Origin of the sequence: Piscinibacter sp., from assembly GCF_050175855.1 — a bacterium.
GTDB lineage: Bacteria > Pseudomonadota > Gammaproteobacteria > Burkholderiales > Burkholderiaceae_C > Piscinibacter.
Genome location: NZ_JBFXIO010000096.1, coordinates 1 through 13,099, shown reverse-complemented (window position 1 = coordinate 13,099; position 13,099 = coordinate 1). Strand labels below are relative to the sequence as shown.

The following is a 13,099-nucleotide window of genomic DNA, read 5'->3' as shown; positions in this document are numbered from 1 at the left end:
GCTGCTCAAGGAGATCTCCGGCAAGGCGCTGGTCGACCTACTCGCCCCGCCCGACCCGAAGGACCCGAAGGCGCCGCCGAAGGTGCTGGTCAAGGCCGGCGAGCAGGTGGCCGGCTTCGGCCTGCTGCGCGACGACGGCAGCACCAGCTGCGGCAACTGGCTCTACTCGGGCTGCTGGAGCCAGGCGGGCAACCTGACCGCACGGCGCGACAACAGTGACCCGACCGGACTCGGCGTGTTCCCGAACTGGGGCTACTCGTGGCCGGCCAACCGGCGCATCCTCTACAACCGTGCCAGTGCCGACCCGTCGGGCAAGCCATGGGATCCGAGCCGCAAGTACCTGGCCTGGAACGGCACGGCCTGGGGCGGTGCCGACATCCCGGACATGCGACCGAACGCGGCGCCGGAGGAAGGCGTGGGCTCGTTCATCATGACCCCGGAGGGTGTGGCCCGGCTGCACGCGATGGGCATGGCCGAAGGCCCCTTCCCCGAGCACTACGAGCCGTTCGAGACGCCGCTGGGTATGAACCCGATGTGCCCGGACAACCCGAAGGCCACCAGCAACCCCGCGGCCCGCGTCTACAAGGGCGACCTCGAAGCCTTCGGCAAGAAGGACGAGTTCCCCTACGCGGCCACCACCTACCGCCTGACCGAGCACCTGCACTTCTGGACCAAGCACTCGCGCAGCAACGCGATCGTGCAGCCCGCGCCGTTCGTCGAGATCGGCGAGGAGCTGGCCCGGGAGAAGGGCATCAAGCAGGGCGACCAGGTCAAGGTGCGCAGCAACCGCGGCGAGGTGGTCGCGGCCTGCGTGGTCACCAAGCGGATCCGGGCGCTCGATGTCGACGGCAAGAAGGTGCACCACGTCGGCATCCCCATCCACTGGGGCTTCAAGGGCGTGACGCAGAACGGCTACCTGGCCAACGCACTGACTCCTTTCGTCGGCGACGCGAACTCGCAGACGCCGGAGTTCAAGGCGTTCCTCGTCAACATCGAGAAGGTGTAAGCCATGGCCAGTCTGCAATCACTGGATGTCGTGGCGCGCTCCGCCACCACCACCCCCACCCCGCAGGTGCGCACCGCCGTGCCGCAGGTCGCCAAGCTCATCGACGAGTCCAAGTGCATCGGCTGCAAGGCCTGCCAGGTCGCGTGCATGAACTGGAACGACCTGCGTGACGAGGTCGGCACCAACATCGGCGTCTACGACAACCCGAGCGACCTCACGCCCTCATCCTGGACGGTGATGAAGTTCTTCGAGGTCGAGCCGGAGCAGGGCAACCTCGAGTGGCTGATCCGCAAGGACGGCTGCATGCACTGCGAGGATCCGGGCTGCCTGAAGGCCTGCCCGGCACCCGGCGCGATCGTCAAGTACGCCAACGGCATCGTCGACTTCATCTCGGAGAACTGCATCGGCTGCGGCTACTGCGTCAAGGGTTGCCCCTTCGACGTGCCGCGCATCAGCCAGAAGGACAACAAGGCCTACAAGTGCACCTTGTGTTCCGACCGGGTGGGCGTGGGCCTCGAGCCGGCGTGCGTGAAGACCTGCCCCACCGGGGCGATCGGCTTCGGCACCAAGGACGAGATGGTGGCCTACGGCGAGAAGCGCGCCGGCGAGCTCAAGGACCGCGGATTCAGGAACGCGGGCCTGTACAACCCGGCCGGCGTGGGCGGCACGCACGTCATGTACGTGCTCAAGCACGCCGACAAGCCGGAGCTGGAGGAGCTGCCGAAGGATCCGACCATCAGCCCGATGGTGTCGCTGTGGAAGGGCATCGCCAAGCCGCTGGCCGTGGCCGGCATGCTCGGCGCGGTGCTGGTGGGCTTCTTCCACTACATGAAGGTCGGGCCGATCGAAGAGAAGACCGACGAGAAGGAGAACGCGTGATGGCTCAGAAGCTCCTGCAGCGCTACAACGAGCGCGAGCGCATGAACCACTGGGTCATCGCGCTGTTCTTCGTGCTGGCCGGGCTCTCGGGCCTGGCCTTCTTCCACCCGTCCTTCTACTTCCTCACCCACCTGTTTGGCGGCGGGCAGTGGGCGCGCATCCTCCATCCTTTCCTCGGGGTGGTGATGTTCGTCAGCTTCCTCGGCCTGTTCTTCAAGCTCTGGCGCGACAACGTGCTCAACGACGCCGACCGCGAGTGGCGCAGGCACAGCGGCGACATGCTGCGCGGCGACAAGTCGAAGATGCCGCCGGTGGGCAAGTACAACGCCGGGCAGAAGGGCGTGTTCTGGATGATGGCCGTGAGCCTGCTCGTGCTGCTGGTCACCGGCGTGATGTTCTGGCAGCCCTGGTTCTCGCCCTACTTCTCGATCCCGCTCGGACGCGCGGCGGTGCTGCTGCATGCCGTGGCCGCGGTGGTGCTGATCCTGGCCACCGTGATGCACGTCTATGCGGCGATCTGGGTGAAGGGCACGGTGCGCGCGATGACGCGCGGCACCGTCACCGAGAGCTGGGCGAAGCAGCACCATGCGCTGTGGCACCGCGAGATGACACGAGGAAAGTGAAGCGATGACGACTGCCGCCACCGTGCGGGTGATGACGCCCGAGGAGATCGCCGCGCGTGCCGGCGGCGAGATGGCGTTCCTGCATCCGCCGCAGCGCGGCACCGTCTTCGCCGAACGCGCCATGCGCCTGCGCCAGCTGGCGCGCGGCCATGCGATGTGGGACTACCTGCTCTTCATGGCCGACCTCGCGCAGGCGCAGCAGGACCGGCTCGAGGGCTTCCCGAGCGTGCCCTTGCCCGATGGCGACGCGCTCGACCGCGCCGCGAAAGCCGGCCTGCCACCGCTGCCGGCGGTGGACTGGCCGCGCGACCCGGTGTGGCACGGCGTGGCCAAGGTGATCGCCGCGGACCTGCGCGGCAGCGCTCCGGCCGGCGCGCAGGCCGCGCTGGAGCGCATCGCCCGCGCCGATACGGTGTGGTTCGAACGCCAGGCCGATGGCCTGCTCACCGGCGTGATGGAGGGGCTCGACCTCGCCACCGCGCCGGTGGTGGCCGCGGCCTTGCAGGTCTACTGGACGCACATGGTGACCACGCTGCTGGCCCAGGCCGGCGCGCGCGGCGCGCCCTTCGGCCGCACCGACGACGAGACCACCTGCCCGTGCTGTGGCCGCCGGCCCACCGCCAGCATCACGCGCAGCAGCGGCGAATCGCTGGGCCAGCGCTACCTGCACTGCTCGCTGTGCGGCATGCAGTGGCACATGGTGCGCATCAAGTGCCCGAGCTGCCTGTCCACGAAGAGCCTGGCCTACCACTCGCTGGACGCCGCGGGCAGCAGCGAGGACGGCGCCAGCCGCGCCGCCGGTGCTGCGCTGCAGGCCGAGAGCTGCGACGACTGCAGCAGCTACCTGAAGATCATGCACACCGACCGCGACCCGTTCATGGAACCGGCGGCCGACGACCTCGCCAGCGTCACGCTGGATCTGCTGGTCTCCGAGGCCGGCTTCCAGCGCCATGGCGTCAACCTGATGCTGCTGTTCGGCGCGCCCGAAGCGCCGTCGAACGCGCCACCCGACGCACCGAGTCCATGACCGCCCGGCCCGACGAATCCGTGGTGCACGGTTCCAAGGCCAGCGCGAAGGACCTCCCCTCCGTCGACCGCCTGATCCGTTCGCCCGACAGCGCCGCACTGCTGGCCGAGCATGGCCACACCCTGGTGGCCGGCGAGGCGCGCGCGTTGCTCGATGGACTGCGCGTGCGGGCGCTGGCTGGCGCACTGGAAGCAGGCGACGTGCAGCCCGCCGCACTGCAGGCCGCCCTGCGAAGCCGCATCGACGCACGCCTGGCGCCGCGCATGCGCCGCGTGCTCAACCTCACCGGCACGGTGATCCACACCAACCTCGGCCGCGCGCTGCTGGCCGAACCGGCGCTGCAGCACCTGCTGGCGATGATGGCCGGGCCGAACGACCTCGAGTACGACCTGGCCAGCGGCGGCCGCGGCGACCGCGACAGCATTGTCGAGGAGCTGCTTTGCACGCTGACGGGCGCCCAGGCAGCCACGGTGGTCAACAACAACGCAGCGGCGGTGCTGCTGACCATCGCGGCGCTGGCGCGGGGGCGCGAAGTGATCGTGTCGCGCGGCGAGCTGGTGGAGATCGGCGGCGCCTTCCGCATGCCCGACGTGATGGCCGCCGCCGGCGCCACGCTGGTCGAGGTGGGCACCACCAACCGCACCCATCCGCACGACTACGAGCGCGCCATCGGCGAGCGCACCGCGCTGCTGATGAAGGTGCACACCAGCAACTACGCGGTTCAGGGCTTCACCGCCTCGGTCGACGAGGCCGACATCGCGCGCATCGCGCACGCCAGGGGCCTGCCGATGGCCACCGATCTCGGCAGCGGCGCGCTGGTCGACCTGGCCGCCCATGGCCTGCCGCGCGAGCCGCTGCCGCAGGAGAAGCTCGCCGCCGGCTGCGACGTGGTCACCTTCAGTGGCGACAAGCTGCTCGGCGGGCCGCAGGCCGGGCTGATCGTCGGCACGAAGGAGGCAGTCGGCCGCATCCGCAAGTTCCCGATGAAGCGCGCGCTGCGCATGAGCAAGCTGCCGCTGGCGGCGCTCGAAGCCACGCTGAGGCTCTACCTGCGCCCCGAGCGGCTCGCACGGGACCTGCCGACGCTGCGCCTGCTCACCCGCCCGGAAGGCGAGATCCGCGCGCTGGCGCAGCGGCTTGCGCCCATCGTGGTCGAGGCCGTGGCGCCGCGCTTCACGGTGGAGGTGGCGGCCATGCAGGGCCAGATCGGCTCGGGCTCGCTGCCAGTCGAACGGCTACCTTCGGCGGGGCTCGCCCTCTCGCCCTTGCAGAAGAAGGGCGCCGGCCGCGCGCTCGACGAACTCGCCTCGGCGCTGCGCGCCCTGCCGCTGCCGGTGATCGGCCGCATCGCGGAAGACCGGCTGCTGCTCGACCTTCGCGGCCTGGAAGATCCGCAACCCTTCGCCGACCAGTTGCCCGCCTTGCGCGCGGCGCTGGCCTGAAGCCATGATCGTCGGCACTGCAGGCCACATCGACCACGGCAAGACCACGCTGGTGAGCGCGCTCACCGGCGTGGACACCGACCGCCTGCCCGAAGAAAAGAAGCGCGGCATCAGCATCGAGCTGGGCTATGCGTTCCTCGACGTGCCTGGCTCGGCCATGCGAATCGGCTTCGTCGACGTGCCCGGCCACGAGCGACTGGTGCACACCATGCTCGCCGGCGCGACAGGCATCGACTTTGCCTTGCTGCTGGTGGCCGCCGACGACGGCCCGATGCCGCAGACGCGCGAGCACCTGGCCGTGCTGTCGCTGCTCGGCCTGAGCCGCGGCGCGGTGGTGGTGACCAAGGCCGATCGCGCCGATGCATCACGGGTGCACGCGGTGAAGGACGAGGCCGCGGCGCTGCTGCACGGCACGCCGCTCGAAGGCGCGCCGGTGCTGGCGGTCTCGGCGCACGGCGGCGAAGGCCTCGATGCGCTGCGCGGCCTCCTTTTCGAGGCGGCACGCACGCTGCCGCCGCGCGCCGAGGCCGATGCTGCCTTCCGGCTGGCCATCGACCGCGCCTTCACGCTCGACGGCGTGGGCACGGTGGTGACGGGCACGGTGCACGCCGGCCGCGTGGCGGTGGGCGACACCGTGCGCCTCGTGCCGGGCGAGCGCGAGGCGCGCGTGCGCAGCCTGCATGCGCAGAATCAGCCGGTAGCGCAGGCGCAGGCCGGGCAACGCTGCGCCGTCTCGCTGGTGGGCGTGGCCAGGGACGAGATCGCACGCGGCCAGTGGCTCGCCGCGCCCGCAGCGGCGCTGGCCACCGACCGGCTCGACGCGCGGCTGACGCTGTGGCACGAGGAAGGCAAGCCATTGCGCTCGGGCACGCCGGTGCAGGTGCACCTCGGCGCTGCCGGCGTGCCCGGCACGGTGGCGGTGCTCGACGGCGACCTGCTGGAGCCCGGCGCCTCGGCGCGCGTGCAGCTGGTGCTGCGCCAGGCGGTGGGCGCCTGGCACGGCGAGCGCGTGGTGCTGCGCGATGCATCGGCGTCGCGCACGCTGGCCGGCGGCGTGGTGCTCGACCCCTTCGCGCCGCAGCGCTACCGCCGCACGCCGCAGCGGCTGGCCGAGCTCGATGCGCTCGCCCTGCCCTCGCCGGACCAGCGGCTCGAAGCCCTGCTCGCCCAGGCGCCGAACGGCGTGGACCTGCGGCGCTTGGCCGCCGCGCAGGGCCGTTCGCTCGCGCCGCCGGGAGCGAACGCGCTGCGCCACACCGATGCCCACGGCGACTGGGCACTCGGCGCTGCCCACGTGGCGGCGGCGCGCAGCGCCGTGCTCGCGGCCCTGGCCGCCTTCCACGAGCGCCAGCCCGACGAGATCGGCCCGGATGCCGCGCGGCTGCGCCGCCTCGCCTTGCCGCGCCTGCCCGAGCCGCTGTGGCGCGCGCTGCTCGACGCGCTGCGCCGCGATGGCGGCCTGGCGCTGCGTGGCGCCTTCGTGCACCTGCCCGCGCACGGCGTGCGGCTGTCGGCCAGCGAGGAGCGCATTGCGCAGAAGGTGGCCGTGCCGCTCGCTCAGGCCGGCTTCGAGGGCGCCTGGGCGCGCGACCTGGCGCGCGACAGCGGCGAATCCGAGGCGCTGATGCGCACCACGCTCGCGCGACTGGCGCAGCGCGGCGAGCTGCACCAGGTGGTCAAGGACCTCTACTTCCCGATGGACACGATGGCCAGGCTCGCGGGCATCGCGCGCCGATGTGCGGCCGAACAGGGCTCGGGCGAGGTCACCGCGGCGAAGTTCCGCGACGCCACCGGCCTGGGCCGCAAGCGGGCGATCCAGATCCTGGAGTACTTCGACCGCGTCGGCCTGCTGCGCCGCGTGGGCGACCTGCACAAGCTGCGCGCCGACTCGACGCTGTTCGTCGAGGAGACGGTGTCATGAGATCAACGGAGGGGAAACGATCCTGGTGGATCGGCCGGGCTTCAAACCCGGTGGGTGGCGCCATGCGCTGCCGGGCGGGTTCGACTCCCGTTCCCCTCCGCCGTCCAACCCTTGCGCGCGCGCCATGAAGGCCGCCGGGCTCGAGTTCCCGGACGACCTGCACTACCTGGTCGAGGATCAGGTGTGGGCGCGGCTGGAGCGCGATGGCACGGCGACGGTGGGCATCACCGCGCTGGGCATCGCGCAGGCCGGCGAGATCTACATGGCACGGCCGAAGCCGGTGGACAGCGTGGTCGAGCAGGGGCGCGCCATCGCGGTGGTGGAACTGGCCAAGTCCATCGTCTCGGTCAAGTCGCCGGTGCGCGGCACGGTGGCGGCCGTGAACGAACGCCTGGCCGGCACGCCCGAGCTGGTGCACCGCGATCCCTATGGCGAGGGCTGGCTGGCGCGCGTGTGGCTGGCCGACTTCGAGGCCGACCGCGCGGCGCTGCTGCACGGCGGGCCGGTGGCCGCCGCGATGGAACACCACGCCTGGCTGTCGCGCATCGAAGGAGACGGTGCTTGAGCTTCGTCGACGAGCCGGTGGACGGCATCGCCATCCTGCTCTGGGCCGCCGATCCGGACCAGCCGCAACGGCTGGCCACGCCCTTCTTCCACGCCGCCGCGGCGGCCGCGATGGAGATCCCGGTGGAGATCTACTTCACGGCACGCAGCGTGCACCTGCTCGCGCCCGGCGTGGCGGCCTCGCTGCGCGCCAGCGAGCGTCATGCCAAGACCGTGCTCGACAGTCTGCGCGAGGCCGTGACGCACGGCGCGAGGCTCTACGCCTGCAGCGATGCGCTCGACGCGCAGGGCGTCGATGCAGCCACGCTGATTCCGGAATGCCACGGCCGAGGCGGCGCGGTGCAGTTCATGGCCCGCGCGGCCGACCGACGCTGGCGCACGCTGGTGTTCTGAGACGGTCGCTGCCGTGCGCCGCGTTGCTGCACTGCAAGTTGACGCGAGGCCGGCCGGCCGCATCCAATCACCCGTCATTCCTTGACGGGAGAACTCAGATGCGAGAAGCGACGGAGGAAGGTGACTATCTCGGCAGCGCAGGCCGGCGCCGGCTGTTGCGCGCCGGCATGGGGTCGATCGCGGCCGCTGCCGCGGGCGGCTTGTTCGGCAGCCGCGTGGCCGCGGCCGAACCGCTGGGCTCGAGCGTGCCCGAGGTCGACAAGGTGGCCATCCGGGTGGTGACCGACTCCTACCACCACGCCTTCGAGCGCAGCACCAAGCTGGGGTCGCTGGAGATCCAGCGTTTCGGCTTCGCCGTTTCCACGGCGGAACCGCCGAAGCGCGCCGTGCAGAACGAATGGGGCCTGGCCTGGCACATCGAATCGCAGCGCGGCGCGGAGAGCCGGCAGGTGCTCTTCGACTTCGGCTACACGCCCGAGACCCTGCTCAACAATCTCGCGCTGTTCGGTATCGATCCCTCGCGGCTCGACGCCATCGCGCTGAGCCATGGCCACTACGATCACTTCGGTGGCATGGTCGGCTTCCTCGAGGCGACGCGGGGCAAGCTGAAGAAGGACCTGCCCTTCTACATGGGCAGCGAAGAGTGCTTCTGCACGCGCGAGCTCAACGTTCCCGGAAATCCCGGCAAGTTCGGCGCGCTCGACCGCGAGGCGATCAAGCAAGCGGGCCTCGTCGTCACGTTCGCCGAGAAGCCGTCCGTGCTCGCATCGCACGGGTTCACGACGGGCTTCATCCCGGCGGAGGGCTTCGAGAAGGTGCTGTCACCGACCCGGATGTCGGTCGGCATGCAGGGCGCGCTCGGCTGCGAGCCGGCGAAGGTGAACGCGGCCAAGCGCGTCGCGATGAGCATCCCGGACGACTTCGAGCACGAGCAGGCGACGGTCTACCACGTCAAGGGTCGTGGCCTGGTCATCATGACCTCGTGCGGCCACCGAGGCATCGTCAACTCGGTGCGCACGGCCGTGAAGGTCTCGGGCATCGACAAGGTCCATGCGGTGCTGGGCGGGTTCCACCTGGCGCCGCACCCCGAGGCCTACCTGCAGCAGACCATCGAAGGGCTCAAGCCCTTCAATCCCGACTTCGTCATCCCGATGCACTGCAGCGGCGAAGCCTTCATCGGCATGGCCCAGGCCCAGTTCGGGCCGAAGTTCGTGAGGTCGTCGACGGGCACGAGGTTCATCTTCTCGGCCTGAGGTCGCTCAGGCCTGCCACACGCCGTAGCCCGCCTCGCGCAGGCCGATCGCGAGTTCCACTTCCATCTCGCGCGCGGCCTCGTAGGGCATCGGGTTGTAGACCTCGTACAAGTGCGGGAGCAGGCGCAGACCGTACTCGCGGACGAAGCGATTGGCCTGGATGCCGGCCTTGTGCCTGTCGAAGCGCAGATCGGGGTCGAGCCCGGTCATGCCGACATAGACGAAAGGCTTGCCCAGCCGGTAGTCCGGATTCGCCTTGCGGAAGCTCGGCTCGTTCCACACGCGGTCGGACAGTTCGGCGACGTACACGTGGTGATGATGGCGGACTTCGCGGCGCGGCATCGGCCGAGTCTAGCGACCGACCGATCTGCGATGGAGCGACGTCGGGTGGGATGACCTGAGACGGCGACAAGCCGACATCACCAGCTCTTCTCGGCAGCTGGCATCGAGCAATCCTCGGGGCACAAGGCCCCGAGGCCTTCGATCACTGCCCCGTGAAGTTCGCTGCGATGAAGTTGCCCGGCAGCGTGTAGAACATGTAGAGCGTCTGCTTGGCCTTGTCGGTCGCGGCGGGGTTCTGTAAAGTGACCTTCCATTCCTTGCCCTTCTTGCCGTCCACCTGCTCGGGCGCGCCGCCTTTGACCGACGCCCAGGTCGCGTCCAGCTTGCCCTGCTTGACGAGCTGGGCCTTGCGCAGAGTCGCGCAGCCGGAAACCGTGTCGGCCGTGGCCGGCTTGCTACCGTGAAAGTGGCAGCCGCCACCTTCGTCGGCGCGGGACGGGGCGGCAATGGCGGCGAACGAAATGGCGAGAGTGGCGATAAGCGATTTCAAGGTTCTTCCTTTCGTGAGCTTCAGAGCTGGTTGCGGTCGGTGTCGACCGAGTTGCGGATGTCCATGTCTTCGTGGAGGTGGCGGTGCTCTTCCACGGGGAAGCGGATGCTGTCCGGCGCGCTATCGTGCTGGTAGCCGTGCAGCTGCGTGAACAGCAGGTAGACACCGGCGTAGATCAAAGCGAGGTTGGCTGCGTAGGCAAAGCGGGCGAACGACGCCCGCGCACGCCACGCCGCCAGCATCGCGACCATCACCGCGAGCGCGGCGATCTGACCCAGCTCGACACCGACATTGAAGCTGAGGATGCGCCAGAGCATCGCCACCGGGTCGTCACCGAGCGGCAGTTGCTGCAGGCGCGTCGACAGCCCGAAGCCATGCAGCAGCCCGAAGCCGAATACCGCCCACAGCAGGTTCGGCGAAGCCATGCCAAAGTACTTCTGGAAGCCGCCGTTGTTGTCGAAGCCCTTGTAGATCACGCTCAGCGCGATCACGGCGTCGACGAGGTAGTAGTTCCAGGTGATCTTGAAGTAGGTCGCGAAGATCAGCGTGATGCAATGACCGACGGTGAAGACGGTGACGAACTTCGCCACGTCCTTGAAGGTCGTGAGGAAGAACACCACACCGAACAGGAAGAGCAGGTGGTCGTAGCCGGTGAGCATGTGGCTCGCGCCCAGACCCACATACTGCAGGTAACTGCCTTCGAGCATGCGGCGCTTGTCTTCGTCGGAGATGCCGTGCGCGAATGCGAGCGCAGGCAGCAGGAGCACGGGCACAAGCCATGCGGCGGCCCGCCAGGAGAATCGGAGTTTCATGAGTCGGAGAAAGATCGCTGCTCCGCTGCGGCGGAGCGGGCGCGGCACGGCGGCCGCGGTCCAACAGGGTTCAGGCGCGCGCGGTGCGCGGTGGGCGCAGCGGCCCGTCGAGTTCGGCCGACGCGAGCGGCGCAACTTCGTCCGCGCGAACACCCGTCGCGGGCTCGCCGGGCTCGATGCCGACAGCGTGCACGACAAGCGCTGGCGGCTGGCCGCCGTCGAGCACATGCTCGTGCGGTGCGTCGTCTGCCTCGCCCAGGTGCAGCGAGGCATCGTCGTGGTGGTGATGGCCAACCGCCTGATCGTGCACGACGGCGTGACCGATGACCTCCACTCGTGCCTCGAGCGCTGCCGGCAGCAGCGCCGACAGCGGCTGCCACATCAGGCAAAGGACAAACAGCAGGGAGCGCAGGCGTCGGTTCACAGGGCGCAATGGTAACCGTCGACGGCCGACCGGTGCCAAGCAGAGGCTCAGTGCCCGTGGCCGTGACGGTGATGGATGTCCGGGTAGTGCGGGTGCTTGTGCGTCAGCACCTCGTGACGGTGAGGGTGTGCGTGCGATTCACGACCGTCCCAGGCGAAGTCATGATCGTGCCGGTGATGCTCGTCATGGAGGTGGCGGTGCGTGTGCTGCAGCACCTCGTGCGAGTGTTCGTGCTCGTGCCTCTCGCGCACGTGAAGCCAGACGCCGACGGCCATCAGCATCGCCGCGGCCCAGAACGGGCCGCCGGGCAGCTGCGGCCAGATCGCCAGCGACAGCAGCACGCCGAACAGGGGCGCGACCGAGAAGTACGCCCCGGTGCGGGCCGTACCCAGGCCACGCAACGCCACCACGAACAGGGTGAGGCTGAGTCCGTAGCCGAGGAAGCCGACAGTGAGGCCGCCGAGCACCGCCGCGCCCGGCGGCAGCGCCGCGCCGCCGGCCAGTGCCAGCGCGGTGTTGCAGCTGCCGGCGAGCACGCCCTTCAGGCAGGCGACCAACATTGCGTCGTGGGTCGAGACCTTGCGGGTCAGGTTGTTGTCGATCGCCCAGGCGAGACAGGCGCCGACGATCAGCAGCGCCCCGACCGACAGGCGGCCCGCCCCCGGCTCCCACGACAGCAGCACGCCGCCAGCGACGATGGCGACCATGCCGAGCACGATCTGCCGGTCGGCGTTCTCCTTGAAGACGAGCCAGGCGATCACCGCCGTGAGCACGCCCTCAACGTTCAGCAGCAGCGATGCGGTTGCGCCGTCGGTGAGCGTGAGGCCAGCCATCAGCAGCGCCGGCCCGAGCAGCCCACCGAAGAAGATCGCGCCGCCGAGCCAGGGCCACTCTGGGCGCGGGATGCGCAGCTGCGACGCGGCCACCGGGTCGCGCAGCCACCGCACCAGCAGCAGTGCACCCAGCCCGAGTCCGCTGCCTAGGTAGAGCAGGCCCGCCAGCAGCAGCGGCGGCATGTCGCCCACCAGAAGCTTGGCCAGCGGCGTGCTGGCGCCGAACAGCAGCGCGGCGGCCAGCGCGGGCGAGGCGGGACGGAGGGACATGTGCAAATTGGACCACGGCGTCCAACGACCACACTTGTGTTCGACGAGTTGCTGCTTCGGGTCGGCTTGAGACGGACGAGGCACATCCACCCGCTGTCGCGAGGCCCGTCGTCCCGTCGTCGCATGAGCTGCAGCCGCGCTAGCGGCCGCGTGCACGTCCGGCCCGCGCGCGGGCCAGGCGCCACAGTGTCGGCGCGCCGGTGAGCAGGAAGATCGGCCACAGGCAGCTGCAGATCAGCACCCACAGCACGCGGCTGCCGCGCGAAAACGGCGCGGCATCCTCGCCGCGGCGCACCGCGCCCTCGCTGAAGAGATGCTGCGACGAGGCGGTCGCGAGGCCGAACAGCGCCCCCAGCACGAAGAACAGCACGATGAAGCCGGTCATGAGGCGCTCCCGTGGGCCGCGGCGCAGCCCCGTGGCGCAGTCTCGCTCATCGCCTGCAGCTCACCAACCCGTACTGCAGTCGCCAGCGAGGGCTTTCCTGCTTCCGCACACGCGCCGCGAGGTCTAGCATGGCCTGGCCGGCCCGGCGTCAAGGAGAGCACGATGCAGGCACGCACAGCCTGGGGCACCGCGATCGCGGGCCTCGCCGTCTCGGTGGGCGCATTCGCGCAGCCCGCTGCGCAGATGTCGCTGCGCAGTTGCGTGGCCGGCAGCCCGCCGCTGCAGGTGCCCGCCACGGCCGAACAGGCAACGCTGGATGCGGCCGACCGCCAGCACTTCGATGCGGCGGCGCAGGCGCGCTACCCGCTCTACCAGCGCGGCGGCTTCCGCCCCTACCAGGTGCTGCTGCTGCGCCGCGGCGGCCAGTGGCTGTAC

At 70.1% G+C, this 13,099-nt stretch carries 16 protein-coding genes and 1 tRNA gene; 11 read left to right on the top strand and 6 right to left on the bottom strand.

What is annotated here, in order from left to right; genetic code table 11:
* From AB7U92_RS09725 to AB7U92_RS09680, 10 genes are all read left to right on the top strand, one after another.
* Positions 1–1,006, top strand: a 1,006-nt coding sequence (locus AB7U92_RS09725; protein WP_428575988.1) for a molybdopterin dinucleotide binding domain-containing protein, incomplete at its 5' end; no start/stop codon positions are given.
* A gap of 3 nt (positions 1,007–1,009) precedes the next feature.
* Positions 1,010–1,885, top strand: coding sequence for a formate dehydrogenase subunit beta (fdxH, locus tag AB7U92_RS09720; protein ID WP_428575987.1), 876 nt, complete (start codon positions 1,010–1,012; stop codon positions 1,883–1,885).
* Entirely contained in the window at positions 1,885–2,508 is a 624-nt protein-coding gene (locus tag AB7U92_RS09715) for a formate dehydrogenase subunit gamma (RefSeq protein WP_428575986.1), read from the top strand. The genes fdxH and AB7U92_RS09715 overlap by 1 nt, the downstream gene beginning before the upstream one ends.
* A 4-nt stretch (positions 2,509–2,512) precedes the next feature.
* Positions 2,513–3,535 (top strand): formate dehydrogenase accessory protein FdhE, encoded by a 1,023-nt coding sequence (fdhE, locus tag AB7U92_RS09710; RefSeq protein WP_428575985.1) that lies wholly within the window; start codon positions 2,513–2,515, stop codon positions 3,533–3,535.
* The gene (selA, locus tag AB7U92_RS09705) at positions 3,532–4,977 is read left to right on the top strand and encodes an L-seryl-tRNA(Sec) selenium transferase (protein WP_428575984.1); all 1,446 of its coding nucleotides are present in this window, start codon (positions 3,532–3,534) and stop codon (positions 4,975–4,977) included. The genes fdhE and selA overlap by 4 nt, the downstream gene beginning before the upstream one ends.
* A 4-nt stretch (positions 4,978–4,981) precedes the next feature.
* Positions 4,982–6,898, top strand: a complete 1,917-nt coding sequence (gene selB, locus AB7U92_RS09700; RefSeq protein WP_428575983.1) for a selenocysteine-specific translation elongation factor — start codon at positions 4,982–4,984, stop codon at positions 6,896–6,898.
* Between the two features lie 7 nt (positions 6,899–6,905).
* A tRNA-Sec gene (locus AB7U92_RS09695) sits at positions 6,906–6,998 on the top strand.
* A gap of 24 nt (positions 6,999–7,022) precedes the next feature.
* Positions 7,023–7,463 carry a glycine cleavage system protein H gene (locus AB7U92_RS09690; RefSeq protein ID WP_428575982.1) on the top strand — a complete coding sequence of 147 codons (441 nt, stop codon included), beginning with the start codon at positions 7,023–7,025 and terminating at the stop codon, positions 7,461–7,463.
* A complete protein-coding gene (locus AB7U92_RS09685) occupies positions 7,460–7,855 on the top strand; it encodes a DsrE family protein (protein WP_428575981.1) in 396 nt (131 codons plus the stop codon). Before AB7U92_RS09690 ends, AB7U92_RS09685 begins: the two co-directional genes overlap by 4 nt.
* Before the next feature lie 98 nt (positions 7,856–7,953).
* Positions 7,954–9,108, top strand: coding sequence for an MBL fold metallo-hydrolase (locus AB7U92_RS09680; RefSeq protein WP_428575980.1), 1,155 nt, complete (start codon positions 7,954–7,956; stop codon positions 9,106–9,108).
* Positions 9,109–9,114: 6 nt separating this feature from the next.
* Here the strand turns inward: AB7U92_RS09680 and AB7U92_RS09675 are convergent, their stop codons facing one another.
* The 6 genes from AB7U92_RS09675 to AB7U92_RS09650 all read right to left on the bottom strand — a co-directional run bounded on the left by AB7U92_RS09675 (position 9,115) and on the right by AB7U92_RS09650 (position 12,664).
* The gene (locus AB7U92_RS09675) at positions 9,115–9,450 is read right to left on the bottom strand and encodes a hypothetical protein (RefSeq protein WP_428575979.1); all 336 of its coding nucleotides are present in this window, start codon (positions 9,448–9,450) and stop codon (positions 9,115–9,117) included.
* Between the two features lie 142 nt (positions 9,451–9,592).
* On the bottom strand, positions 9,593–9,940 hold the full coding sequence (locus AB7U92_RS09670) for a DUF6488 family protein (RefSeq protein WP_428575978.1): 348 nt from the start codon (positions 9,938–9,940) through the stop codon (positions 9,593–9,595).
* A 20-nt stretch (positions 9,941–9,960) separates the two neighbouring features.
* A complete protein-coding gene (locus AB7U92_RS09665) occupies positions 9,961–10,707 on the bottom strand; it encodes a HupE/UreJ family protein (RefSeq protein WP_428575977.1) in 747 nt (248 codons plus the stop codon).
* Positions 10,708–10,822: 115 nt separating this feature from the next.
* Positions 10,823–11,176, bottom strand: coding sequence for a hypothetical protein (locus AB7U92_RS09660; protein ID WP_428575976.1), 354 nt, complete (start codon positions 11,174–11,176; stop codon positions 10,823–10,825).
* A gap of 47 nt (positions 11,177–11,223) precedes the next feature.
* Positions 11,224–12,279, bottom strand: a complete 1,056-nt coding sequence (locus AB7U92_RS09655) for an EamA family transporter (protein ID WP_428575975.1) — start codon at positions 12,277–12,279, stop codon at positions 11,224–11,226.
* A gap of 139 nt (positions 12,280–12,418) precedes the next feature.
* Positions 12,419–12,664, bottom strand: a complete 246-nt coding sequence (locus AB7U92_RS09650) for a hypothetical protein (protein WP_428575974.1) — start codon at positions 12,662–12,664, stop codon at positions 12,419–12,421.
* A 162-nt stretch (positions 12,665–12,826) separates the two neighbouring features.
* Here AB7U92_RS09650 and AB7U92_RS09645 point away from each other — a divergent pair.
* On the top strand, positions 12,827–13,099 hold a 273-nt coding region (locus AB7U92_RS09645), incomplete at its 3' end, for a hypothetical protein (protein WP_428575973.1).

Coding starts and splice junctions, on each gene's coding strand:
- fdxH (WP_428575987.1), top strand. CDS start 1,010: ATGGCCAGTCTGCAATCACTGGATGTCGTGGCGCGCTCCGCCACCACC.
- AB7U92_RS09715 (WP_428575986.1), top strand. CDS start 1,885: ATGGCTCAGAAGCTCCTGCAGCGCTACAACGAGCGCGAGCGCATGAAC.
- fdhE (WP_428575985.1), top strand. CDS start 2,513: ATGACGACTGCCGCCACCGTGCGGGTGATGACGCCCGAGGAGATCGCC.
- selA (WP_428575984.1), top strand. CDS start 3,532: ATGACCGCCCGGCCCGACGAATCCGTGGTGCACGGTTCCAAGGCCAGC.
- selB (WP_428575983.1), top strand. CDS start 4,982: ATGATCGTCGGCACTGCAGGCCACATCGACCACGGCAAGACCACGCTG.
- AB7U92_RS09690 (WP_428575982.1), top strand. CDS start 7,023: ATGAAGGCCGCCGGGCTCGAGTTCCCGGACGACCTGCACTACCTGGTC.
- AB7U92_RS09680 (WP_428575980.1), top strand. CDS start 7,954: ATGCGAGAAGCGACGGAGGAAGGTGACTATCTCGGCAGCGCAGGCCGG.
- AB7U92_RS09675 (WP_428575979.1), bottom strand. CDS start 9,450: ATGCCGCGCCGCGAAGTCCGCCATCATCACCACGTGTACGTCGCCGAA.
- AB7U92_RS09655 (WP_428575975.1), bottom strand. CDS start 12,279: ATGTCCCTCCGTCCCGCCTCGCCCGCGCTGGCCGCCGCGCTGCTGTTC.
- AB7U92_RS09650 (WP_428575974.1), bottom strand. CDS start 12,664: ATGACCGGCTTCATCGTGCTGTTCTTCGTGCTGGGGGCGCTGTTCGGC.